Raw genomic sequence first — 24,215 nt, forward strand, 5'->3', positions numbered from 1 at the left:
TGCCGTGTCAGTGGAGGCGCATTATAGGGAGTTAATTCCTGCTGACAACCCCTAATTTCAAAAAACTTTTCAACCGTGTTTTTTTTCAACAAAGTGCGGTTAAAAGCGGCATAAATAGCGGGTATCGCTGTTTTTACCACCACTTATAGATATCGAATGGCATACTACCGAGTGAAATAAAGAAGAAGGAAGTGAGAAATGCCTTTAAACGCACAGCAACTTGCCGCGCAGAAAAACATCTCCTGGGTGATAGCCGAGAAACTGGCGCAGCAGATCCTGCGAGGAGAGTACGCGCCGGGAACCATTTTGCCCGGCGAGATGGAGCTCGGTGAGACGTTTGGCGTAAGCCGTACCGCAGTGAGAGAGGCAATAAAGACGTTAACCGCGAAGGGCATGGTCTTACCCCGCCCGCGCATCGGCACGCGCGTCATGCCGAAGGGGAACTGGAACTTCCTTGATACCGAGCTGCTCTCATGGTGGATGAGCGAAGACAATTTCCAGGAAGTGATCCAACACTTTCTTGTTATGCGCGCCAGCCTCGAGCCGCAGGCGTGCCTTCTCGCTGCCACACTGGCAAGTGCCGGGCAAAAAGCGTATCTGAATACATTAATGGAAGAGATGGTGTGTCTGAAGAAGACGTTTAACCGGGAACGCTGGATAGAGGTGGACATGGCGTGGCATGAACATATCTACACCATGAGCGGTAATCCTTTCCTTATGTCTTTCGCCACACTTTTCCACTCGGTTTACCATACTTACTTCACCTCTATTACTGAAAACGAAGTGATTAAACTGGATCTTCACCAGGCTATCGTCGACGCAATTCAGGAAAGCGACGGTGATAGTGCGTTTCAGGCGTGCCAGAGATTGTTGAATTCGCCTAATTAAAGGAATGAGTATGACAAAGAAGAAAGGGCGCAGTATGGCCGGGCTGCCGTGGATAGCCGCGATGGCCTTTTTTATGCAGGCGCTCGACGCCACCATCCTTAACACCGCCCTCCCCGCTATTGCACAAAGTCTTAACCGTTCGCCGCTGGCGATGCAGTCCGCGATCATCAGCTACACCCTGACCGTCGCGATGCTGATCCCGGTCAGCGGCTGGCTGGCCGACCGCTTCGGCACGCGGCGCATCTTTATGTTAGCCGTCAGCCTCTTCACCCTCGGTTCGCTGGCCTGCGCCCTCTCCAACTCCCTGGGCATACTGGTTGTCTTCCGCGTGATTCAGGGGATTGGCGGGGCGATGATGATGCCGGTCGCGCGCCTTGCCCTACTGCGCGCCTATCCGCGCAGTGAATTACTGCCGGTGCTCAACTTTGTCACCATGCCGGGGCTGGTCGGGCCGATTCTTGGCCCGGTAATGGGCGGCGTGCTGGTTACCTGGGCAAGCTGGCACTGGATCTTCCTGATTAATATTCCCATTGGTGTCGCCGGGTTGCTCTACGCGCGTAAATATATGCCAAACTTCACCACCCCGCGCCGCAGCTTTGATATGTGGGGCTTCCTGTTATTCGGCTTAAGCCTGGTGCTCTTCTCCAGCGGGATGGAGCTGTTCGGTGAGAAAGTGGTAGAAACTTGGCTTGCCCTGAGCATTATCTTCAGCGGCATCGCCCTGCTGCTGCTCTATATTCGCCATGCCCGCCGCCACCCGACGCCGCTCATCTCGCTCAACCTGTTTAAGACCCGCACCTTCTCCGTCGGCATCGCCGGGAATATCGCTTCGCGCCTCGGTACCGGCTGCGTTCCTTTCTTAATGCCACTGATGTTGCAGGTTGGCTTTGGCTATCCGGCGCTGATTGCCGGCTGCATGATGGCACCGACCGCGCTGGGTTCTATTCTGGCAAAATCGACCGTCACGCAGATCCTGCGCTGGTTTGGTTATCGCAAAACGCTGGTTGGCGTCACGCTCTTTATTGGCGTAATGATTGCGCAGTTCGCCCTGCAAACCCAGGCGATGGCGATCTGGATGCTGGTGCTGCCGCTGTTCATATTAGGCATGGCGATGTCGACGCAGTTTACCGCCATGAACACCATCTCCCTTGCCGACTTAACGGATGAAAACGCCAGTAGTGGCAATAGCGTGCTGGCGGTAACGCAGCAGCTGTCGATAAGCCTCGGTGTAGCCGTGAGCGCAGCGGTGCTGCGTTTTTATGAAGGGGTTGATGGCACCAACACCGTTGAGCAGTTCCACTACACCTTTATTACGATGGGCGCAGTAACGGTGGTCTCCGCTTTAACCTTTATGCTGCTGAAGGCGAAAGATGGCCGCAACCTGATCAAGGAGCGCCACAAAAAATCAGGCTGAGCCGCGCTCCATCAAGACCGGTGTCAGTTGCAGACGCTGTTGTTGCAGACTCGGGTCGGCAATACGGTGGATCAGCACATCAATCGCCAGCTCACCCAGTTCATCCTTTGGCTGATGGATGGTGGTGAGCGGCGGCGTCATATAGCGCGCCAGCTCGATATCGTCGTAACCGACAATCGCCATATCCTGCGGGATCGACAGCCCCGCCTGGTAGAGCGCCTGATAAGCGCCGACCGCCATCGCATCATTGCCGATAAACACCGCCTGCGGGCGCTCATCCATCGCCAGCAGACGCTGCATCGCCGTCAGGCCGCCGCCGAACTCAAAATCACTCTCGATCTCGTCGCCGTCGCGAATCGTTAGCCCGGCGCGCGCCATCGCCTCGCGGTACCCCTCCAGTCGCAGCCGGGAGGGCGTTTTATCCAGCGGGCCGGTAATACAGGCGATACGCGTCATCCCTTTATGAATGAGATACTCTGTCGCCATCATGCCGCCCAGCAGCGAGTTGTCCTGAATCAGATCGCTGTCGCCATCGAACGGTGCCCAGTCCATCATCACGGTGGGAATTGAGGGGTAACGGCTCATGATGACTTGGGAAGGCTGATGCGTTTCGGTGCAGAGCAGAAGCAGCCCGTCGACGCGCTTTTGCATCAGCGTTTCCAGATTGCGGTTCATTCGCTGCTCGTCGCCTTCGGTATTGCATAACACCAGGCTGTAGCCACGCTCGAAGCAGCTGCGCTCTACCCCGCGCACCAGCTCAGAGTAAAAAGGGTTGGTACTGGCGGTGATCAGCATCCCAATCGTGCGCGTCTGTTTAAGCTTCAGGCTGCGCGCCACCGCGGAAGGCGCATAGTTCAGCGACGTGATCGCGGCGTCCACCTTCTCGCGAATCGCCTCACTGACAAAGCGATCGTTATTAATAACGTGGGAGACGGTAGAGGTAGAAACGCCCGCCAGGCGGGCAACATCCTTCATGGTGGCCACGCGTCACCCCTGCTGAGCAAGAAAATCATCAATCTCATTACGCCACGGAACCGAAGGCTGCGCCCCTTTGCGCGTCACGGCGATAGCCGCCGACGCATGGGCGAAGCGGATTGCCTCATCCAGCGGTTTCTCTTCCAGCAGCGCAGTCATCAACGCGCCGTTAAAGGTGTCGCCCGCGGCGATGGTATCAATGGCTTTCACCTTGAAACCCGGTACGCGCTTGCCTTCACCGTTTACGCTGGCCCACACGCCGCGGCTGCCGAGAGTAATGATGACCGTACGGATGCCTTTATCATGCAGCACCCGCGCGGCACGCGCCGCATCTTCATCACTGGAAACCGCGATGCCGGTGAGTTTTTCTGCTTCGGTTTCGTTAGGGGTAATGATATCCACCAGCGCCAGCAGCTCATCGGAGAGTTGCCGGGCGGGCGCGGGGTTTAGCGCGACCGTAGTCTGGTTCTGCTGAGCAATACGGGCTGCCGCCAGCACGCTCTCAACCGGTGATTCCAGTTGCATTAACAGCGCCGACGCCTCTGCAATTAAGGTCTGCTGCTCAGCCACGCGTTCGGTGGAGAGCGCCGCATTGGCGCCGGCATGAATACCGATGACATTCTCCCCTTCGCCGTTAACGAAAATCAGCGCCACGCCAGTTGACTCACCCGCAACCACGCTGACGGGTGCCACATCAATGTTGTCGCTGGCGAGCTGCTTACGCACCCGCGCGCCGGTATCGTCATCGCCGGTGCAGGCGATAAACGCGATATCCGCGCCGCTGCGTCCGGCTGCGACGGCCTGATTGGCCCCTTTGCCGCCGAATGCCACCTGATAGTGGTTGCCGGTTACGGTTTCGCCGGGTGTCGGGAAAGATTCAAGGTTAAGAATGTGATCGGCATTGATACTGCCAAGAACGACGAGTTTGCCTGCGGTTTTCATGATGAGCGTGTCCATAAAGTGCGCCACCGCGAACGGTGGCGCGTGCCATGCTTTTCTTTTATTACCTTGTCCCTCAGGCTGACAGAACGTATATCGAGCCTGAACGTTCTGTTACTGCTTGATGACCAGTTTCAGGTCAACCGGATTTTTAGCGTAAACTTTTTCGCCTTTCAACACTTTGTCTGCGGTATCAACGCCTTTCGCGCCAATCTGCTCCGGCAGCTGGGCAACGGTAGCAGCCAGTTTGCCATCGTTTACCGCTTTTTCGCCATCCGGCGTACCGTCAAAACCGACTACCATCACGTCGCTTTTGCCCGCGGTCTGCAGCGCGCGCAGCGCACCGAGCGCCATCTCATCGTTCTGGGCGAAGACAGCCTGCACGTCCGGATGCGCGGTCAGCAGGTTCTGCATCACGTTCAGGCCTTTGGTGCGGTCGAAGTCAGCCGGCTGGCTGGCGAGGACATTGAATTTGTGCGCAGCGACCGCCTGCTGGAAGCCTTCACCACGCTCACGCGCGGCGGACGTCCCGGCAATACCCTGCAGCTCGATCACTTTCGCGCCTTCGCCCGCTTTCTTGGCGATGTAATCACCGGCAATTTTACCGCCGAGCACGTTATCAGAGGCGATATGGCTTACTACTTCACCGCTGCTGGCGACGCGATCGAGGGTGATCACCGGGATTTTGGCCTGGTTAGCCATTTTGATGGCGTTGCCAACCGCATCGGAATCGGTCGGGTTGATCAGCAGCAGCTTGGTGCCGCGAACGGTTAAATCCTGGACGTTGGCCAGCTCTTTCGCCGGGTTGTTCTGCGAGTCCAGCACCACCAGGTCATAACCCAGTTTGTTGGCCTCTTTCTGCGCGCCATCCTTCAGCGAGACGAAGAACGGGTTATTCAGGGTCGAGATCACCAGAGCAATAGAGTCTTTCGCCATCGCGTTCGCACTTACCGTGGCGCTCAGGGCAACAGCAGAAACCAGAGTGGCCAGTTTTTTCATGTTCATGTTCATGAGTCCTGTTGTGTAGGGAATTACTGCTTTTTGTTGTCTACCAGCACCGCCAGCAGAATCACCACTGCTTTAACGATCATCTGGTAATAGGAAGAAACGCTCAACAAATTCAGGCCATTATTGAGGAAGCCAAGAATCAATGCGCCGATCAATGTCCCAACAATACGACCTTTCCCGCCGGCAAGGCTGGTACCGCCCAGCACCACCGCGGCAATCGCATCCAGTTCATAACCCGCGCCCGCGGTCGGCTGCGCTGAGGAGAGACGTGCAACTTCGATAATGCCCGCCAGCGAGGCCAGCAGGCCGCTCAGGGAGTAGACGATAATTTTGACTTTATCGACGCTGATACCCGAGAGACGGGTCGCCGCTTCGTTACCGCCCAGCGCATAAATGTAGCGTCCCAGACGGGTGTGATGTAACAGATACCAGGCGGCAATAAAGACCACGGCCATGATCCACACCGGCGTTGGCACGCCGAGCGGGCGACCGATACCGAACCAGCCAAAAATATCGGCATTAGCGGTAAAGCCGGTGTTGGCGGGGCTGCCGTTGGTGTAAACCAGCGTCACGCCGCGCAGCAGCAGCATCATCACCAGCGTGGCAATAAACGCCTGCACGCGGCCTTTGGCGACGATGGTGCCGGTCACAGCACCCACCGCCGCGCCCAGCGCCAGCGCACCGGCGACCGCCACCAGCGCATTCACCTCCATACCCACCAGCGAAGCGGCGACCGCACCGGTGAGCGCCAGCAGAGAACCGACGGACAGATCGATCCCCGAGGTCAGGATCACCAGCGTCATGCCCACCGCCATAATGGCGTTGACGGAGGTCTGCTGGAGAATATTCAACAGGTTATTGACGGTAAAAAAGTTGGGACTCATGGTCGAAACGATGGCGATCAGCACCAGCAGGGCGATCAGCGATTTTTGTTCCATCAGCCACGCTTTGCTGAAATAGCGGCGACCAGAAACGGCCTGGGTAGTCATCTCTCTTACTCCTGATTCACACGATTAAGCTTGCCCACAGCGGCAGCCATCAACACTTCCTGAGTGGCCTGCTCGCGCGTGAATTCCCCGCCGAGATGCCCTTCATGCATCACCATGATGCGATCGCTCATGCCCAACACCTCCGGCATTTCCGACGAAACAAGAATGATGCTCAGGCCATCGGCCTTGAACTGGTTAATAAGTTGGTAAATCTCTTTCTTCGCCCCGACGTCCACGCCGCGCGTAGGCTCATCGAGGATCAGCACTTTCGGGCGAGTCATCAGACCGCGCGCAATCGCCACTTTTTGTTGATTACCGCCGGAGAGCAGACCGATCGGCTGCTCCATTGATGGCGTTTTAACATTGAACAGACGAATAAAATCACTTACCGCCTGCTGCTCTTCTTTATGCTTAAGGTTGCCGCCCGTGCGGCTGAAGTAGCGCAGCGCGGTCAACGACATGTTCTCTTTTACCGACATGCCGAGCACCAGCCCGTCGCGCTTGCGGTCTTCAGAGATGTAGACAATGCCGTTCGCCAGCCCATCCTGCGGCGTTTTAGCGATCACTTCATGGCCGTCGAGGGTGACATATCCGCTGGTACGCGGCAGTGCGCCATACAGCACTTTCATCAGCTCCGTACGCCCGGCACCCATCAGCCCGGCCACGCCGAGGATTTCGCCTTTGCGCAGCGTAAAGCTGACGTTATCAACCCCCGGCCCGCAGAGATTATCGACCGACAAACGCACCTCGCCCGGCGCTTTGTCCAGACGCGGGTATTGATCTTCCAGTTTGCGGCCGACCATCATCTCAATCAGCGTATCTTCCGTGAGCGTTGCCACTTCGCGCTCGGCAATAAACTGCCCGTCGCGAAACACGGTAACGTCATCGCAAATCTCGAAGATCTCTTTCATACGGTGAGAGATATAGACGATGCCGCGCCCCTGCGCTTTCAGTTCGCGGATCACGCGAAACAGCGACTCGGTTTCGGTATCGGTCAGCGCATCGGTCGGCTCATCCATAATGATGACCTGCGACTCATAGCTCATCACTTTGGCGATTTCGACCATCTGCTGATCGCCGATGGAGAGCTCGCCTACCGTGCGATCGCTTTTAAAGCGCAGATTGAGTTTAGCCAGCAGCGTGTTGGCTTCGGCGAACATCTTTTTCCAGTCGATTTTGCCGAAGCGGTTAACAAACTCGCGGCCAAGAAAGATGTTCTCGGCAATGGTGAGCTGCGGAATCAGGTTCAGCTCCTGGTGAATAATGCCGATGCCCGCTTCCTGAGAGGATTTTGGCCCGCTGAAGGTGGTCTCTTTACCGAGCCAGAGCAGCGAACCGGCGTCACGGCTGTAGATGCCGGTCAGCACTTTCATCATTGTCGACTTTCCGGCGCCATTTTCGCCGACCAGCGCCATCACGCGGCCGGAATAGACGTTCAGCGCCGCGCCAGAGAGGGCTTTAACGCCGGGAAAGGATTTATCAATGCCTTTAAGTTGCAGTAATGCGTCCATGATCGCCTCAGAAGGTGACGCCGGCACAGAGAATGATATTCGCAAACGGGGAACACTCCCCGCTGCGAATAACCGCCTGACTACCTGCGGTCTCTTTTTTGAATTGTTCGTGCGTAACGTACCGCACTTCGATGGTATTCCCCTGGTGTTGCTGCAGCTGCTCAAGGTGAGTGAGCAACGTTTCGTGGAGTTGCGGATTCAACTGCTTGATCTCCGACGCGATGATTGCGGCCTCAACCTGCATTTCTGCGGTCACCACTTCCAGCACCTGCATAAAGGAAGGCACGCCCTGGGTTAACGCCATATCAATGCGTTGCGCACTGCGCGGCACCGGCAACCCGGCATCACACACCACCAGCGTATCGGTATGACCAAGACGAGAGATGACAGACGAAATATCAGCGTTCAGAACACAACCTTTTTTCATATTTTTGCTCCATGAGCGAAACGTTTCGCTGACGGCAGTGTAGTACGAAGAATGTTCTGAAAACTATCGCCTGATTGAAGAAGTGTGATCGGAATCGAAACGTTTCGCTCAACAGAGTGGTGAAAAAAGCAGCGCGACTCTCTTAAGGTAAATTTATAGCAAATGAGAGCAAAAACCCCTCTTAGGGAGGGGTTTGAGAGGTGTCAAATTTCGACCTGCGTACCGAGTTCGATAACCCGGTTAGGTGGGATCTCAAACTGGTCCGGCGCGCGCAGGGCGTTGCGCTGCAATACCAGGTAGAGCTTGCCGCGCAGGCGCAGATACCACGGGCGTTTGCCGAGGATCAGCGACTCGTGGGACATAAAGAAGGAGGTTTCCATCATCCGGCAACTCAGCCCTTCCAGCCCGCAGCGGTGGAACACCTCTTCGACGTTCGGCGTTTCGCGCCAGCCGTAGCTTGCCACTACGCGCCAGAAAGTGGGCGAAAGCTGCTCAATCTGCACGCGGCGAACGTTATGCACATACGGCGCATCTTCAGTACGCAGCGTCAGCAGGATCACACGCTCATGCAGCACCTTGTTGTGCTTCAAGTTATGCATCATCGCAAAAGGAATGACGTTAAGCGCGCGGGACATATAGACCGCTGTTCCCGGCACACGTACCGGCGGCGATTTCTCCAATGAAGCGATCATCGCTTCCAGCGAGTTACCGTGCTCATGCATCCGGCGCAGCAGGCGGAACCGCTCGCTCTTCCAGGTGGTCATCACCAGGAACATCACCAGACCGAGGCTCAATGGCAGCCAGCCGCCGGAGACAATCTTATCGAGGTTCGCCGAGAAGAGCGGCACATCGATGCAGAGGAAGAAGAGCAGCAGCATGCCGACCAGAATCTTATTCCAGTGCCAGTTTTTGCGCGCCACGGTGGTGAAGAGCATGGTGGTCAGCACCATGGTGCCGGTCACCGCAATACCATATGCCGCCGCCAGGTTGCTGGAGTGTTCGAAGCTGACAATCACCAGCACCACCGCGAAGTAGAGCAGCCAGTTGATAAACGGGATATAGATCTGCCCGGACTCCATCTCCGAGGTGTGAATAATCCGCATCGGCGCCAGATAACCAAGGCGTACCGCCTGGCGCGTCAGGGAGAAGACACCGGAAATGACCGCCTGCGAAGCAATCACCGTCGCCAGCGTGGCGATAATCAGCATCGGGATCAGCGCCCACTCAGGGGCTAACAGGAAGAAGGGGTTTTTAATCGCTTCGGGGGTTTTCAGCAGCAGCGCGCCCTGGCCAAAGTAGTTCAGCACCAGCGATGGCAGCACCACGCTAAACCACGCCACGCGGATCGGCAGCTTACCGAAGTGGCCCATATCCGCGTAGAGCGCTTCCACGCCGGTAATAGAGAGCACTACGGCACCGAGGGCAACAAACGAAATGGCTTTGTACTGCAAGAAGAAGTTAACCGCCCACATCGGGTTAAGCGCCTGCAGCACTTCCGGGTTGGCAATAATGCTGCGTACGCCGAGCACCGCCAGAATCAAAAACCACGCCAGCATAATCGGCGCAAAGAGTTTACCCACCAGCCCGGTGCCATGTTTTTGAATCGCAAACAGCAGCGTCAGCACCACGATGGAAAGGGGCACAATCCACGTGTCGAGGGAGGGGGCGACAATCTCAAGGCCTTCGATGGCCGACATCACCGAGATGGCGGGCGTAATCACCACTTCGCCATAGAAGAAGCTGCCGCCGATCAGGCCCATAATCACCAGCACCGAGGTCATCCTGGCGGAAGTGTTACGTCCGGCCAGCGACATCAGCGTCAGGATCCCGCCTTCACCGGCGTTATCCGCCCGCATTACGAAGGTGAGGTACTTAATCGAGACGACAAAAACCAGTAGCCAGAAAATCAGCGACAGGAAGCCAAAGACGGCATCGCGCTCAACGCCGAAGCCGAACTGACCAGATAAACATTCACGCAGTGTATAGAGTGGGCTGGTACCAATATCACCGTAGACAACCCCAATTGCCGCGAGAGTGACCGCGGGTAACGATTGTTTCTTATCAGTGCTCATAGACTAATCTTTTGATTGAATGCAATTATGTGTGCTTAGTCCCTTGGCCCACAAAAAGCGCACAGTATGCACGATTATCGACGGAATCGTACCCCTAAATGCAACCACATTAATCTGGCTCAATGAAAACAAAGCCGTTCTTCAGTCTATTACAGGCACTTTCAGGAACGTTTATAATCGCTCTGACAAGCCGGAAACCACGGCGAAAGGACGCAGATTCATTATGGCTCACTTACATCTATTAGCAGAAAGAATTTCCCGCCTCAGCAGCGCGCTGGAGAAAGGCCTGTTTGAGCGCAGCCATGCGATCAGGCTCTGTTTACTCGCCGCCCTGAGCGGCGAAAGCGTATTCCTGCTGGGTCCACCGGGCATCGCCAAAAGCCTGATTGCCCGCCGCCTGAAATTCGCCTTTAAAGATGCCCGCGCTTTTGAATATTTAATGACCCGTTTCTCCACGCCGGAAGAGGTTTTCGGCCCACTTTCCATTCAGGCGCTGAAAGATGAAGGTCGCTATGAGCGTCTCACAAGCGGCTATTTACCGGAAGCGGAAATCGTCTTTCTGGATGAAATCTGGAAAGCAGGCCCGGCGATCCTTAACACCCTGCTGACCGCCATTAACGAACGCCGTTTTCGTAACGGCGCCAGCGAAGATCACATTCCGATGCGCTTGCTGGTGGCGGCCTCTAACGAACTCCCGGAAGCGGACAGCAGCCTCGAAGCGCTCTATGACCGCATGCTGATTCGTCTCTGGCTCGACAAAGTACAGGAGAAGAGCAACTTCCGCTCAATGCTTATCAGCCAGCAGAGTGAGAGTGAAAACCCGGTACCGGCAGAGCTGCAAATCACCGATGAAGAGTACATCCGCTGGCAGCATGACATTTCGCAGGTGGCGCTGCCGGAACCGGTGTTTGAGCTGATTTACACCCTGCGCCAGCAGCTCGATACCCTGCCGAACGCGCCGTATGTTTCCGACCGGCGCTGGAAAAAAGCGATTCGCCTGTTGCAGGCCAGCGCCCTGTTCAGCGGCCGCGACGCGGTGGCCCCCATCGATCTGATTTTGCTGAAAGATTGCCTGTGGCACGACGCGGAAAGCCTGCGCCTGCTGCAACAGCAGCTTGACGTTTTGATGACCGGGCACGCCTGGCAGCAACAGGCGATGGTGACGCAACTGAGTGCGATAGCCCAGCGACACCTGCAACTTCAGCAGCAGCAAAGCGATAAAACCGCCCTCAGAGTGGAACGTCAGGGCGGCATGTTCAGCCGTCGTCCCCATTACGAACTTCCTGCGGATCTGACCGAGCCGGTGCTGACGCTTCTGCTACAGCAACCGCTGAAACTGCACGATCTTAACGTTATCCACATTACCCTTGAGCGCAGCGCGCTGGAGCAGTGGCTGGCGAAAGGGGGCGAGATCCGCGGCAAGCTTAACGGGATTGGCTTTGCTCAGCCGCTTAATATGGAAGTGGATGCCAGTCAGCACCTGCTGGTGCGCGATGTCAGTTTGCAGAGTTCGCGGCTGGCGCTGCCGGGCACGGCGTCAGAGAACGTGCCGGATGAGATCAGGCAGCAGCTGGAGGCGCTGGACACCACCTGGCACCAGCAGCACACCCGCTTTAGCGAACAGCAGAAGTGTCTGTTTATCTCCAGCGACTGGTTGGGTCGCATTGAAGCCAGCCTGCAGGATGTCAGAGCGCAGATCCAACAGGCGCGTCAATGATCCCACTCGATACGCTCAATGTGATGCTGACCATCAGCGAAGAGGCGTTGATAGAGGATCTTATTGTCCTCTTACTTGCCTCGCCGCAGCTGGCGATCTTTTTTGAAAAGTTTCCCAAGCTCAAGCATGCCATTACGGAAGATCTGCCGCGCTGGCGCGAAGCGCTAAAAAAGCATCTCAAAGAGGCGGAAGTACCCAAAACGCTGGCGGAAGAGGTGCTCGCTTTTCAGCAGAGCCAGCTGCTCTCCACCTCGCAGTTTACCGTTCAGCTGCCGCAAACCCTGGCCCTGCTTAATAAGGTGCAATCCCCTTTCGCGGCGCAGGCTCGCCAGATGGTCAGCGATAACCCCGCTTTCACCCCGGCACTGCATACGCTCTTTCTTCAGCGCTGGCGTCTGAGCCTGGTGGTGCAAACTACCGCCTTTAACCAGCAACTGCTGGAGGAGGAGCGCGAACAACTGCTGAGTGAAGTGCAGGCGCGCATGACCCTCAGCGGCCAGCTTGAACCGGTGTTGATTGAAAATGAGAACGCGGCCGGCAGGTTATGGGATATGAGCGCCGGGCAGCTTAAACGCGGTGATTACCAGCTGATCGTCAAATATGGTGATTTCCTTAAAGAGCAGCCCGAACTCCAGCAGCTGGCAGAGCAACTGGGTCGTTCGCGGGAGGCGCGTTCGGTGCCGCGCAAAGATGCTCCGATGGAGACCTTCCGCAGCCTGGTGCGCGAGCCGTCAACGGTGCCGGAGCAGGTCGATGGCCTGCATCAAAGCGACGATATCCTGCGCCTGCTGCCGCCTGAGCTGGCGACCCTCGGCATCACCGAGCTGGAGTATGAGTTTTATCGGCGGCTGGTGGAGAAGCAGCTGCTGACCTACCGGCTTCACGGCGATGCCTGGCACGAAAAGATCACTGAGCGTCCGGTGATTCATCAGGATTTTGATGAGCAGCCGCGCGGGCCATTTATTGTCTGCGTCGACACCTCCGGTTCCATGGGCGGGTACAACGAACAGTGCGCGAAAGCCTTCTGCCTGGCGTTGATGCGCGTGGCGCTGGCGGACAAACGGCGCTGCTTTATTATGCTCTTCTCCAGCGAAGTGGTGCGTTATGAACTGACCTGCGATAGCGGGCTGGAGCAGGCGATCCGCTTTCTGAGCCAGCGCTTTCGCGGCGGCACCGATCTGGCGAGCTGCTTTCGTGCGGTGATTGAGCGGATGCAGGGCGGCGAATGGTATGACGCCGACGCGGTGGTGATCTCTGATTTTATCGCCCAGCGACTGCCGGACGAGGTGATCGGTAAGGTAAAGGAGCTGCAACAGCTGCATCAACACCGCTTTCACGCGGTGGCGATGTCAGCCCACGGTAAGCCCGGCATCATGCGTATCTTTGACCATATCTGGCGCTTTGATACCGGGATGCGCAGCCGCTTGCTGCGCCGCTGGCGGCGTTAAAGCAGGCCGGCAACTTCGTCGCGCACGGCGGCGGGCCATACGCCGCACTGCACCTGGCCGATGTGCGAGAGTTGTAACAGCAGCATGGTGAGGCGCGACTGACCAATGCCGCCGCCGATGGTTTGCGGCATCTCACCACGCAGCAGCGCCTGGTGCCAGTCGAGTTGCAGCCTCTCTTCATCGCCGGTCAGTTTCAGCTGGCGCTTCAGCGCTTCGGCGTCAACGCGGATTCCCATCGATGAAAGCTCCAGTGCATCCTCCAGCACCGGGTTCCACACCAGGATATCGCCGTTGAGGCCGCTGAAACCGGCTTCGGCTGGCGTGCTCCAGTCATCATAATCCGGCGCGCGAACATCGTGACGCTTGCCATCGCTAAGCTTGCCGCCAATCCCCATCAAAAAGACGGCGCCCAGCTCTTTAGCGATCGCTTTTTCGCGCCCTTTCGCATCTAAGTGCGGGAAGCGGCTGAGCAGCGTTTCGCTGTGCACGAAGTGGATCTGCTCTGGCAGGAACGGTGCCAGACCAAACGCTTCGCTAACTGCTGCTTCAGTCGCTTTGATCCCGGACCAGATCGCTTCAACGGTCGATTTCAGGGTCGCCAGCTGGCGCTGACCGTCACCCAATACGCGCTCCCAGTCCCACTGATCCACATACACGGAGTGAATGGGAGAGAGGCGATCTTCATCGGGGCGCAGGGCTTTCATATGGGTGTAAAGCCCCTCACCCGCGCTGAAATCGTGTTGCCCCAGCGTCTGACGTTTCCACTTTGCCAGCGAGTGCACCACCTCAAAGCGGGCATCCGGCAGCGTTTTCACATTGACCTGTACCGCTTTCTCGCAACCCGACAGGTTATCCTGCGTGCCATCCCCTACCCGGCTGAGGATCGGTGCCTGCACTTCAATCAGGCCCAGTTTCTCTTCCAGCTGGCGAGAGAAGAAGGATTTCACGAAGGCAATCTGGCGTTGTTTTGCGATGTAGGCGGTTTTCATTTTTTTAACTCCTGTCTGCGTAGGCTTGCAATTAAGCAACAGAAACAGGCATAAGTTCAATAATCCACAATTAAAAAGGCCAACACGCTTTTGAATCGCTAAAATAGCCGGCTAAAATAGAATGAATCATTAATCTACATAAGAAAAACGTATGGAAAATTATCAGATCGACAATCTGGATCGCGGCATCCTCGAAGCGTTAATGGCCAATGCCCGTACGGCGTATGCTGAACTGGCGAAGCAGTTCGGCGTCAGCCCAGGCACCATTCATGTGCGGGTAGAGAAGATGAAGCAGGCGGGTATTATCACCGGCGCGCGCATCGACGTCAGCCCGAAGCAACTCGGTTACGACGTCTGCTGCTTTATCGGCATCATTTTGAAGAGCGCTAAAGATTACCCCTCGGCACTGGCAAAACTGGAGAGCCTCGAAGAGGTGACCGAAGCCTACTACACCACCGGACACTACAGCATCTTTATTAAAGTGATGTGCCGCTCGATCGACGCGCTGCAACAGGTACTTATCAACAAGATCCAGACTATTGATGAGATCCAGTCCACCGAGACATTGATCTCGTTGCAAAACCCCATCATGCGCACGATCCGCCCGTAACCGGGCGTTTTCATCCACGATCTATACCCGCATTGTCCACAGGTAGATCCCAGCTCATTCACAGCGTACAATACGCCCCACTTTGTCGTCGCAGGGCGACTAAAACGGAGCGGATTCATGGCAGACATTACTCTTATTAGCGGCAGCACCCTTGGCGGTGCGGAATACGTGGCAGAGCATCTGGCTGAAAAGCTGGAGGAAGCGGGGTTCAATACCTTTACGTTCCATGGGCCGTTATTAGAGGATTTGCCGCAGCAGGGGCTCTTGCTGGTGGTCACTTCCACCCACGGCGCGGGCGATATCCCGGACAACCTGCTGCCAATGTATGAAGAGCTTGATGAACTGAACCCGGATCTGTCGCAGATTCGCTTTGGCGCGATCGGTATCGGCAGCCGTGAATATGACACCTTTTGTCAGGCGATCGAAAAAATGGAAGCCGGGCTGAAGAAAAATGGTGCCAAACAAATCGGTGAAACGCTGAAGATCAACATCCTCGATCACGATATTCCGGAGGATCCGGCCGAAGAGTGGCTGGGATCCTGGATTAAATTGCTCAATATTGTGTAAAGATCGTGCGATCAGCAGTGGATAACTAGGCTTAAAAGCGCTTATTAACCGGTAGTTATCCAATGAATAACTCTGCTCACCGATCCGCCCTGTGTATAACCAGCCCTTTTGATCCCAGCTTATACGTTGCAGGATCACCGATCATTCACAGTTAATGATCCTTCCTAATGAACTGATCTTAAAGCGATGATCCGGCTTATCCACAAGACATCGCGATCCTAATAAGAGATCACAATAGAACAGATCTCTCTATATAAAGATCTTCTTTTTAATAGCCGGGATCCGGAGTCTTTCTCACTGGACTAAAGTTGAGTAGAATCCACGGCCCGGCCACAAATTCACTTTCTAACCGCTCAGGCGAGGCATACCACCATGTTTTATCCGGATCCTTTTGACGTCATCATCATTGGCGGGGGTCATGCAGGCACTGAGGCCGCAATGGCCGCAGCGCGTATGGGTCAGCAGACTCTGCTTTTGACACACAATATCGACACCCTGGGACAGATGAGCTGCAACCCGGCGATCGGCGGTATTGGGAAAGGACACCTGGTTAAAGAAGTGGATGCACTGGGCGGGTTGATGGCGAAAGCGATCGATCATGCCGGGATCCAGTTTAGGATACTAAACGCAAGCAAAGGCCCTGCCGTTCGGGCGACCCGTGCTCAGGCGGATCGCGTGCTCTATCGCCAGGCGGTACGCACTGCGCTGGAGAACCAGCCGAACCTGATGATCTTCCAGCAGGCGGTTGAGGATCTGATCGTCGAAAACGATCAAGTGGTTGGTGCCGTTACCCAGATGGGGCTGAAGTTCCGCGCGAAAGCGGTGGTACTGACCGTCGGCACCTTCCTGGATGGCAAGATCCATATCGGGCTGGATAACTACAGCGGTGGCCGTGCAGGCGATCCGCCGTCGATCCCGCTCTCCCGCCGTCTGCGTGAACTGCCGCTGCGCGTCAGCCGCCTGAAAACCGGTACGCCGCCGCGAATTGATGCGCGTACCATCGATTTCAGCGTGCTGGCACAGCAGCACGGCGACGATCCGATGCCGGTCTTCTCGTTTATGGGCAATGCCGCTCAGCATCCGCGTCAGGTGCCGTGCTATATCACGCACACCAACGAAAAGACCCATGAGGTGATCCGCAATAACCTCGATCGCAGCCCGATGTATGCCGGCGTGATCGAAGGGATCGGCCCGCGCTACTGCCCGTCGATCGAAGATAAAGTGATGCGCTTTGCCGATCGCAACCAGCATCAGATCTTCCTTGAGCCGGAAGGGCTTACCTCTAACGAAATTTACCCGAACGGCATCTCTACCAGCCTGCCGTTCGATGTGCAGATGCAAATCGTCCGCTCAATGCAGGGGATGGAAAACGCGAAGATTGTTCGTCCGGGCTACGCCATTGAGTATGACTTCTTCGACCCGCGCGATCTGAAACCGACGCTCGAGAGCAAATATATCAACGGCCTCTTCTTCGCTGGCCAGATCAACGGTACCACCGGTTACGAAGAAGCTGCTGCGCAGGGGCTGCTGGCAGGTCTGAACGCCGGGCGCTACTCGGCGGATAAAGAGGGCTGGGCACCGCGTCGCGATCAGGCTTACCTGGGCGTACTGGTGGACGATCTCTGCACGCTGGGCACCAAAGAGCCCTACCGCATGTTTACCTCCCGCGCGGAGTATCGCCTGATGCTGCGCGAAGATAACGCCGATCTGCGTCTGACCGAAGCGGGTCGCGAGCTCGGTCTGGTGGATGACGAGCGCTGGGCGCGCTTCAACGAGAAACTGGAAAGCATCGAGCGCGAACGTCAGCGCCTGAAATCCCAGTGGGTGTCACCGGCTTCTGAACATGCGCCGATCGTTAACGCACAGCTGACCGCGCCGTTGTCCCGCGAAGCCAGCGGCGAAGATCTGCTGCGTCGCCCGGAGATGACCTACGAGCAGCTGGTGCAGCTGACGCCGTTCGCACCGGGCTTAGAAGATAAGCAGGCTGCGGAACAGGTTGAAATCCAGGTCAAGTACGAAGGCTATATCGCCCGTCAGCAGGATGAGATCGAAAAGCAGCAGCGCAATGAGAATACGATCCTGCCGGCGACCCTTGATTACCGCCAGGTAAACGGCCTGTCGAATGAGGTGATCGCGAAGCTTAACGATCACAAACCCTCTTCCATCGGTCAGGCCTCGCGGATCTCAGGTATTACGCCAGCGGCAATCTCCATTCTGCTGGTGTGGCTGAAGAAGCAAGGGATGCTGCGCCGCAGCGCATAACCGTATCACTCAGGCCCGCACGGCGGGCCTGATAACGCTAAAAGGCGGATAAGCATCGCGCTATTCGCCATGTCGTCTCTCAACAGGTATTCGTTGTGCTCAATAAACTCTCTCGTCTGCTGGCCGAAGCCGGCATTTCGCTGTCCGATCAGCAACAACAGCAGCTGGTGGCGTACGTTGAAATGCTGCACAAGTGGAACAAAGCCTACAACCTCACCTCGGTTCGCGACCCGAACGAGATGCTAGTGCGCCATATCCTCGACAGCATCGTTGTCGCGCCGCATCTGCAGGGAACGCGTTTTATCGATGTCGGCACCGGCCCCGGCCTGCCGGGAATTCCGCTCTCCATCGTGCGTCCGGAATCCCACTTCACCCTGCTCGACAGCCTCGGCAAGCGCGTTCGCTTCCTGCGCCAGGTGCAGCATGAACTGAAGCTGACCAATATCGAGCCGGTGCAGAGCCGCGTCGAGGACTTCCCCGCTGAGCCGCCTTTTGACGGTGTAATCAGCCGCGCTTTTGCTTCACTGAACGATATGGTGAGCTGGTGCCATCACCTTCCGGGCGAAGCCGGTCGCTTTTATGCCCTGAAAGGACAATTGCCGGAAGATGAGATTGCGCTGTTACCTGCGGGCTTAGCCGTGGAGTCGATTGTTGAATTAAAAGTTCCGCACCTCGAAGGCGAGCGCCATCTGGTGATCGTTAAAGCAAACAAAGTTTAATTTTTATCAAAAAATGTTGCATTGATGCTGTTGCATGAATGTTAAAAAAGGCGGCGAAAAAGAGTGATACTTCCGGTTACATTTAACTTAAATTTAACCAGGATTTATCTGACATTTAACGTCGCTTTTTTTCATTCAGCATCAGAATAATCAACAATGAAAATATCAGTCCGCTAAAAATCGGACTGCAAAACTAGAGTGACTTGTAAAATAATTATTAAAAATGTCAAACAAAGGTTTTTGTTGTAGAGGCGAGTGTTTTAAAAAGAGTTGTGATAAATCGTCTTTATTTTCATAAAGATGAAAAGCATTAAAATCTGCGGGCTTTTAAATCGATGACGGCATATATGTTTAATTTGTGACCTGGTGCACGCTTTATCGCCGGGTTTTTCGCGTTATTTGCACTTTTGCTCGAAGGTTCATCGTTTGTGCAAAAGTTTAAAAATAGACCTCGGGAAAAATATTTAAACATTTATTCACCTTTTCGCTACTTATTGTTTGAAATCACGAGGCCGCACCGTATAATTTGACCGCTTTTTGATGCTTGACTCCGGGCCGTAAAGAACGTTTTATACGACACGCGACATACCTCAAAGGGAGCAGGAGTTAAGAAAGATTATGTCTGTGTCGCTCTTTAGCCGAAACGTTGCTCGCAGGCTTCTGCTTATTCAGTTTCTGGCAGTAATGGCAAGTGGATTGCTGTTTAGCCTCAAAGACCCCTTCTGGGGCATTTCCGCCGTGAGCGGAGGTATGGCAGTCTTATTGCCGAATATGTTGTTTATGATTTTTGCCTGGCGTCATCAGGCGAATACACCTTCTAAAGGCCGTGTGGCCTGGACCTTCGCCCTCGGTGAGGCGCTCAAGGTGTTACTGACATTCGTGTTACTGGTGGTGGCGCTGGCAGTTTTGAAGGCGGTTTTTTTGCCGCTGATAGTCACGTGGGTTTCGGTGCTAGTGGTTCAGATACTGGCACCTGCTGTAATTAACAACAAAGGGTAAGAGGCATCATGTCTGCAGGAGAAATTTCAACACCGCAGGAGTACATCGGTCACCATCTGAATAACCTTCAGATTGACTTGCGTACCTTCTCGCTGGTGGATCCGCATAACCCCCCGGCCACGTTCTGGACGCTCAATATCGACTCCATGTTTTTCTCGGTGGTCCTGGGTCTGTTGTTCCTGGTGATGTTCCGTAGCGTAGCGAAGAAAGCGACCAGCGGCGTACCGGGGAAATTCCAGACGGCGATCGAGCTGGTGATTGGTTTTGTTAATGGTAGCGTCAAAGACATGTACCACGGCAAAAGCAAGCTTATCGCGCCACTGGCCCTGACGATTTTCGTCTGGGTATTCCTGATGAACCTGATGGATTTGCTGCCTATCGACCTGCTGCCGTATATCGGTGAGCATGTGTTCGGTCTGCCTGCGCTGCGTGTGGTGCCGTCTGCTGACGTTAACATCACGCTCTCGATGGCACTGGGCGTGTTTATCCTGATTCTGTTCTACAGCATCAAAATGAAGGGTATTGGCGGTTTCGCTAAAGAGCTGACTCTCCAGCCGTTCAACCATCCGGTATTTATTCCGGTAAACCTTATCCTTGAGGGCGTGAGCCTGCTGTCCAAACCGGTCTCTCTCGGTCTGCGACTGTTCGGTAACATGTACGCGGGTGAGTTGATTTTCATTCTGATCGCGGGTCTTCTGCCGTGGTGGTCACAGTGGATTCTGAATGTGCCATGGGCCATTTTCCACATCCTGATCATTACGCTGCAAGCCTTTATCTTCATGGTTCTGACGATCGTCTATCTGTCGATGGCGTCTGAAGAGCACTGATTTTTAACAACACTACTACGTTTTAACTGAAACAAACTGGAGACTGTCATGGAAAACCTGAATATGGATCTGCTGTACTTGGCTGCCGCTGTGATGATGGGTCTGGCGGCGATCGGTGCTGCGATCGGTATCGGCATCCTCGGGGGTAAATTCCTGGAAGGCGCTGCGCGTCAGCCGGATCTGATTCCTCTGCTGCGTACTCAGTTCTTTATCGTTATGGGTCTGGTGGATGCAATCCCGATGATCGCTGTGGGTCTGGGTCTGTACGTGATGTTTGCTGTCGCGTAGTAAGGGTTGCTTTTCAAGCAATTGTTTAGAACGTTAACCAGATAAGAGGCATTGTGCTGTGAATCTAAACGCAACAATCCTCGGCCAGGCCATCGCGTTTGTCCTGTTCGTTCTGTTCTGCATGAAGTATGTATGGCCGCCGTTGATTGCTGCCATCGAAAAACGTCAGAAAGAGATTGCTGACGGTCTCGCTTCCGCAGAACGGGCCAAAAAGGACCTGGATCTTGCACAGGCCAATGCGACCGACCAGCTGAAAAAAGCGAAAGCTGAAGCTCAGGTTATCATTGAACAGGCGAACAAACGCCGTGCTCAGATCCTGGACGAAGCGAAAGCTGAAGCCGAGCAGGAACGTAACAAAATCGTGGCGCAGGCGCAGGCGGAAATTGACGCCGAACGTAAACGCGCTCGCGAAGAGCTGCGTAAACAAGTGGCTCTGCTGGCTGTTGCTGGCGCCGAGAAGATCATCGAGCGTTCCGTGGATGAAGCTGCTAACAGCGACATCGTGAATAAACTGGTCGCTGAACTGTAAGGAGGAGGGGCTGATGTCTGAATTTGTAACGGTAGCTCGCCCCTACGCCAAAGCAGCTTTTGACTTTGCCGTCGAAACCCAAAGCGTTGACCGCTGGCAGGATATGCTGGCGTTCGCCGCCGAGGTGACGAAAAACGAACAAATGGCCGAGCTGCTCTCCGGTGCGATTGCACCGGAAACGCTCGCCGGCTCGTTTATCGCCGTATGTGGTGAGCAACTGGACGAAAAAGGCCAAAACCTGATTCGTGTGATGGCCGAAAATGGTCGTCTTAAGGTGCTCCCTGATGTTCTTGAGCAGTTCATTCAATTGCGCGCGGCCAGCGAGGCTATCGCCGAAGTCGAAGTGACTTCCGCCTCCGCACTGAGTGAAGAACAGCTTGCGAAAATCAGCACAGCGATGGAAAAACGTCTGTCACGTAAAGTGAAGCTGAATTGCAATATCGATAAGTCTGTAATGGCAGGCGTAATCATCCGAGCGGGTGATATGGTCATTGATGGCAGCGTACGCGGCCGTCTTGAGCGCCTTGCAGACGTCTTGCAGTCTTAAGGGGACTGGAGCATGCAACTGAATTCCACCGAAATCAGCGAACTGATCAAGCAGCGCATTGCTCAGTTCAGTGTTGTGAGTGAAGCTCACAACGAAGGTACTATTGTTTCTGTAAGCGACGGTGTTATCCGCATCCACGGCCTGGCCGACTGTATGCAGGGCGAGATGATTTCTCTGCCGGGTAACCGTTACGCTATCGCACTGAACCTGGAGCGCGACTCCGTAGGTGCAGTTGTGATGGGTCCGTACGCTGACCTCGCCGAAGGCATGAAGGTCAAATGTACTGGCCGTATTCTTGAAGTTCCGGTTGGCCGTGGCCTGCTGGGTCGTGTGGTGAACACCCTGGGTGCGCCAATCGACGGTAAAGGTCCGGTTGATAACGATGGCTTCTCGCCAATCGAAGTTATCGCACCGGGCGTTATCGATCGTCAGTCCGTCGACCAGCCGGTTCAGACCGGTTACAAATCCGTCGACGCCATGATCCCAATCGGTCGTGGTCAGCGTGAGCTGATCATCGGCGACCGTCAGACCGGTAAAACGGCGATGGCTATCGACGCCATCATCAACCAGCGCGACTCCGGCATCAAATGTGTGTACGTGGCCATCGGCCAGAAAGCGTCCACCATTGCTAACGTGGTTCGTAAACTGGAAGAGCACGGCGCACTGTCCAACACCATCGTTGTTGTGGCAACTGCCTCTGAATCCGCTGCACTGCAATACCTGGCACCGTATGCCGGTTGCGCAATGGGCGAATACTTCCGTGACCGCGGTGAAGATGCGCTGATCGTATACGATGACCTGTCTAAACAGGCCGTTGCTTACCGTCAGGTTTCCCTGCTGCTCCGTCGTCCGCCAGGACGTGAAGCGTTCCCGGGCGACGTATTTTACCTCCACTCCCGTCTGCTGGAGCGCGCATCCCGCGTAAACGCGGAATACGTAGAGAACTTCACCAAAGGTGAAGTGAAAGGTAAAACCGGCTCCCTGACTGCCCTGCCGATTATCGAAACGCAGGCGGGTGACGTTTCCGCGTTCGTTCCGACCAACGTAATATCCATTACCGATGGTCAGATCTTCCTGGAAACCAACCTGTTTAACTCCGGTATTCGTCCGGCAGTTAACCCGGGTATCTCCGTATCCCGTGTAGGTGGCGCAGCGCAGACCAAGATCATCAAGAAACTGTCCGGTGGTATCCGTACCGCGCTGGCACAGTATCGTGAGCTGGCGGCGTTCTCTCAGTTCGCATCCGATCTGGACGAAGCAACCCGTAAACAGCTGAGCCACGGTCAGAAAGTGACCGAGCTGCTGAAACAGAAACAGTATGCCCCTATGTCTGTTGCACAACAGGGCCTGGTGCTGTTCGCGGCTGAACGCGGTTACCTCGAAGATGTGGAACTGGCGAAAATCGGTAGCTTCGAAGCCGCTCTGCTGGCGTACGTTGACCGTGAACACGCTCCGCTGATGCAAGAGATCAACCAGTCCGGTGGCTATAACGACGAAATCGAAGGCAAGCTGAAAGGCATCCTCGATTCCTTCAAAGCAACCCAGTCCTGGTAACGTCTGGCGGCCTGTCTTAGGGCAGGCCGTAAGGCATTGAGGAGAAGCTCATGGCCGGCGCAAAAGAGATACGTAGTAAGATCGCAAGCGTCCAGAACACGCAAAAGATCACTAAAGCGATGGAGATGGTCGCCGCTTCCAAAATGCGTAAATCGCAGGATCGCATGGCGTCCAGCCGTCCTTATGCAGATACCATGCGCAAAGTGATTGGTCACCTTGCGAACGGTAATCTGGAATATAAGCACCCCTACCTGGAAGAGCGCGATGTAAAACGCGTGGGCTACCTGGTAGTGTCGACCGACCGTGGTCTGTGCGGTGGCTTGAACATTAACCTGTTCAAAAAAGTGCTGGCGGATATGAAAGCATGGTCCGATAAAGGCGTTCAGAGCGAACTCGCGATGATCGGCTCTAAAGGCGTCTCTTTCTTCAATTCCGTTGGTGCCAACGTGGTAGCTCAGGTGACCGGTATGGGTGATAACCCGTCCCTGTCTGAACTGATCGGCCCGGTGAAAGTCATGCTGCAGGCTTACGACGAAGGTCGTCTGGATAAGCTTTATATTGTTAGCAATAAATTTATCAACACCATGTCTCAGGTTCCGACCATCACTCAGCTGCTGCCTTTACCGGCTGCAGAAGATGAAGAGTTGAAGCATAAATCCTGGGATTACCTGTATGAACCCGATCCAAAAGCGCTGCTGGATACGCTCCTGCGCCGTTATGTTGAATCTCAGGTTTATCAGGGTGTTGTTGAAAACCTGGCCAGCGAGCAGGCCGCACGTATGGTGGCGATGAAAGCCGCGACCGACAATGGCGGCAGCCTGATTAAAGAGCTGCAGTTGGTATACAACAAAGCTCGTCAGGCCAGCATTACTCAGGAACTCACCGAGATCGTCGGTGGTGCATCCGCGGTATAACCAGGTTAATTCGTAGAGGATT

Annotated in this window: 23 protein-coding genes; 15 read left to right on the forward strand and 8 right to left on the reverse strand. The window is 55.2% G+C overall.

All coding sequences use genetic code 11. The features are described 5' to 3' along the window. Positions 1 to 198 precede the first annotated feature (198 nt). On the forward strand, positions 199 to 888 hold the full coding sequence (locus IAE48_RS16865; RefSeq protein ID WP_094422622.1) for a FadR/GntR family transcriptional regulator: 690 nt from the start codon (positions 199 to 201) through the stop codon (positions 886 to 888). A gap of 10 nt (positions 889 to 898) precedes the next feature. After that, on the forward strand, positions 899 to 2,302 hold the full coding sequence (gene mdtD / locus IAE48_RS16870) for a multidrug transporter subunit MdtD (protein WP_200135067.1): 1,404 nt from the start codon (positions 899 to 901) through the stop codon (positions 2,300 to 2,302). On the opposite strand, the gene rbsR is transcribed toward mdtD, so the two are convergent. The 7 genes from rbsR to kup all read right to left on the reverse strand — a co-directional run bounded on the left by rbsR (position 2,294) and on the right by kup (position 10,223). Then, positions 2,294 to 3,286, reverse strand: coding sequence for a ribose operon transcriptional repressor RbsR (gene rbsR, locus IAE48_RS16875; RefSeq protein WP_094192957.1), 993 nt, complete (start codon positions 3,284 to 3,286; stop codon positions 2,294 to 2,296). The two genes, mdtD and rbsR, sit on opposite strands and share 9 nt — an antisense overlap. A 3-nt stretch (positions 3,287 to 3,289) precedes the next feature. Continuing rightward, the gene (gene rbsK / locus IAE48_RS16880; RefSeq protein ID WP_200135115.1) at positions 3,290 to 4,219 is read right to left on the reverse strand and encodes a ribokinase; all 930 of its coding nucleotides are present in this window, start codon (positions 4,217 to 4,219) and stop codon (positions 3,290 to 3,292) included. A gap of 111 nt (positions 4,220 to 4,330) precedes the next feature. Then, positions 4,331 to 5,221: a ribose ABC transporter substrate-binding protein RbsB gene (rbsB, locus tag IAE48_RS16885; protein ID WP_200135068.1), complete on the reverse strand. Its 891-nt coding sequence runs from the start codon at positions 5,219 to 5,221 to the stop codon at positions 4,331 to 4,333. Between the two features lie 26 nt (positions 5,222 to 5,247). After that, on the reverse strand, positions 5,248 to 6,213 hold the full coding sequence (gene rbsC, locus IAE48_RS16890) for a ribose ABC transporter permease (protein ID WP_042711909.1): 966 nt from the start codon (positions 6,211 to 6,213) through the stop codon (positions 5,248 to 5,250). A 5-nt stretch (positions 6,214 to 6,218) separates the two neighbouring features. Then, positions 6,219 to 7,724 (reverse strand): ribose ABC transporter ATP-binding protein RbsA, encoded by a 1,506-nt coding sequence (gene rbsA / locus IAE48_RS16895; protein WP_200135069.1) that lies wholly within the window; start codon positions 7,722 to 7,724, stop codon positions 6,219 to 6,221. Between the two features lie 7 nt (positions 7,725 to 7,731). After that, on the reverse strand, positions 7,732 to 8,151 hold the full coding sequence (gene rbsD / locus IAE48_RS16900; RefSeq protein ID WP_042711919.1) for a D-ribose pyranase: 420 nt from the start codon (positions 8,149 to 8,151) through the stop codon (positions 7,732 to 7,734). Between the two features lie 203 nt (positions 8,152 to 8,354). Continuing rightward, entirely contained in the window at positions 8,355 to 10,223 is a 1,869-nt protein-coding gene (kup, locus tag IAE48_RS16905; RefSeq protein ID WP_076769276.1) for a low affinity potassium transporter Kup, read from the reverse strand. Positions 10,224 to 10,446: 223 nt separating this feature from the next. On the opposite strand from kup, the gene ravA reads away from it, so the two are divergent. Next, a complete protein-coding gene (gene ravA, locus IAE48_RS16910) occupies positions 10,447 to 11,940 on the forward strand; it encodes an ATPase RavA (protein WP_094422627.1) in 1,494 nt (497 codons plus the stop codon). After that, a complete protein-coding gene (viaA, locus tag IAE48_RS16915; RefSeq protein WP_200135070.1) occupies positions 11,937 to 13,388 on the forward strand; it encodes an ATPase RavA stimulator ViaA in 1,452 nt (483 codons plus the stop codon). Before ravA ends, viaA begins: the two co-directional genes overlap by 4 nt. Here the strand turns inward: viaA and asnA are convergent. Then, positions 13,385 to 14,377, reverse strand: coding sequence for an aspartate--ammonia ligase (gene asnA / locus IAE48_RS16920; RefSeq protein ID WP_054803522.1), 993 nt, complete (start codon positions 14,375 to 14,377; stop codon positions 13,385 to 13,387). The genes viaA and asnA overlap by 4 nt on opposite strands. 151 nt (positions 14,378 to 14,528) lie before the next feature. On the opposite strand from asnA, the gene asnC reads away from it, so the two are divergent. The 11 genes from asnC (at position 14,529) to atpG (ending at position 24,193) form a co-directional block, all read left to right on the forward strand. Further along, positions 14,529 to 14,987 carry a transcriptional regulator AsnC gene (gene asnC, locus IAE48_RS16925; protein ID WP_039054911.1) on the forward strand — a complete coding sequence of 153 codons (459 nt, stop codon included), beginning with the start codon at positions 14,529 to 14,531 and terminating at the stop codon, positions 14,985 to 14,987. A 117-nt stretch (positions 14,988 to 15,104) separates the two neighbouring features. Then, entirely contained in the window at positions 15,105 to 15,554 is a 450-nt protein-coding gene (mioC, locus tag IAE48_RS16930; RefSeq protein WP_200135071.1) for an FMN-binding protein MioC, read from the forward strand. 372 nt (positions 15,555 to 15,926) lie between these two features. Beyond that, positions 15,927 to 17,816, forward strand: a complete 1,890-nt coding sequence (gene mnmG, locus IAE48_RS16935) for a tRNA uridine-5-carboxymethylaminomethyl(34) synthesis enzyme MnmG (RefSeq protein ID WP_094422635.1) — start codon at positions 15,927 to 15,929, stop codon at positions 17,814 to 17,816. 95 nt (positions 17,817 to 17,911) lie between these two features. Further along, entirely contained in the window at positions 17,912 to 18,535 is a 624-nt protein-coding gene (gene rsmG, locus IAE48_RS16940) for a 16S rRNA (guanine(527)-N(7))-methyltransferase RsmG (protein ID WP_200135072.1), read from the forward strand. Positions 18,536 to 19,153: 618 nt separating this feature from the next. Further along, positions 19,154 to 19,534 carry a F0F1 ATP synthase subunit I gene (gene atpI / locus IAE48_RS16945; protein ID WP_054803523.1) on the forward strand — a complete coding sequence of 127 codons (381 nt, stop codon included), beginning with the start codon at positions 19,154 to 19,156 and terminating at the stop codon, positions 19,532 to 19,534. Positions 19,535 to 19,542: 8 nt separating this feature from the next. After that, the gene (atpB, locus tag IAE48_RS16950) at positions 19,543 to 20,361 is read left to right on the forward strand and encodes a F0F1 ATP synthase subunit A (protein WP_076769280.1); all 819 of its coding nucleotides are present in this window, start codon (positions 19,543 to 19,545) and stop codon (positions 20,359 to 20,361) included. Between the two features lie 48 nt (positions 20,362 to 20,409). After that, the gene (gene atpE, locus IAE48_RS16955) at positions 20,410 to 20,649 is read left to right on the forward strand and encodes a F0F1 ATP synthase subunit C (RefSeq protein WP_007369368.1); all 240 of its coding nucleotides are present in this window, start codon (positions 20,410 to 20,412) and stop codon (positions 20,647 to 20,649) included. A 58-nt stretch (positions 20,650 to 20,707) separates the two neighbouring features. Beyond that, the gene (gene atpF, locus IAE48_RS16960; RefSeq protein ID WP_042714832.1) at positions 20,708 to 21,178 is read left to right on the forward strand and encodes a F0F1 ATP synthase subunit B; all 471 of its coding nucleotides are present in this window, start codon (positions 20,708 to 20,710) and stop codon (positions 21,176 to 21,178) included. Positions 21,179 to 21,191: 13 nt separating this feature from the next. After that, positions 21,192 to 21,725 (forward strand): F0F1 ATP synthase subunit delta, encoded by a 534-nt coding sequence (atpH, locus tag IAE48_RS16965; protein WP_200135073.1) that lies wholly within the window; start codon positions 21,192 to 21,194, stop codon positions 21,723 to 21,725. Positions 21,726 to 21,737: 12 nt separating this feature from the next. Further along, positions 21,738 to 23,279 carry a F0F1 ATP synthase subunit alpha gene (atpA, locus tag IAE48_RS16970; RefSeq protein WP_042714836.1) on the forward strand — a complete coding sequence of 514 codons (1,542 nt, stop codon included), beginning with the start codon at positions 21,738 to 21,740 and terminating at the stop codon, positions 23,277 to 23,279. A gap of 50 nt (positions 23,280 to 23,329) precedes the next feature. Continuing rightward, the gene (atpG, locus tag IAE48_RS16975; RefSeq protein WP_042714839.1) at positions 23,330 to 24,193 is read left to right on the forward strand and encodes a F0F1 ATP synthase subunit gamma; all 864 of its coding nucleotides are present in this window, start codon (positions 23,330 to 23,332) and stop codon (positions 24,191 to 24,193) included. Positions 24,194 to 24,215: the final 22 nt, after the last annotated feature.

It is taken from the genome of Kosakonia sp. S57 (assembly GCF_016516575.1).
Taxonomy (GTDB): domain Bacteria; phylum Pseudomonadota; class Gammaproteobacteria; order Enterobacterales; family Enterobacteriaceae; genus Kosakonia; species Kosakonia cowanii.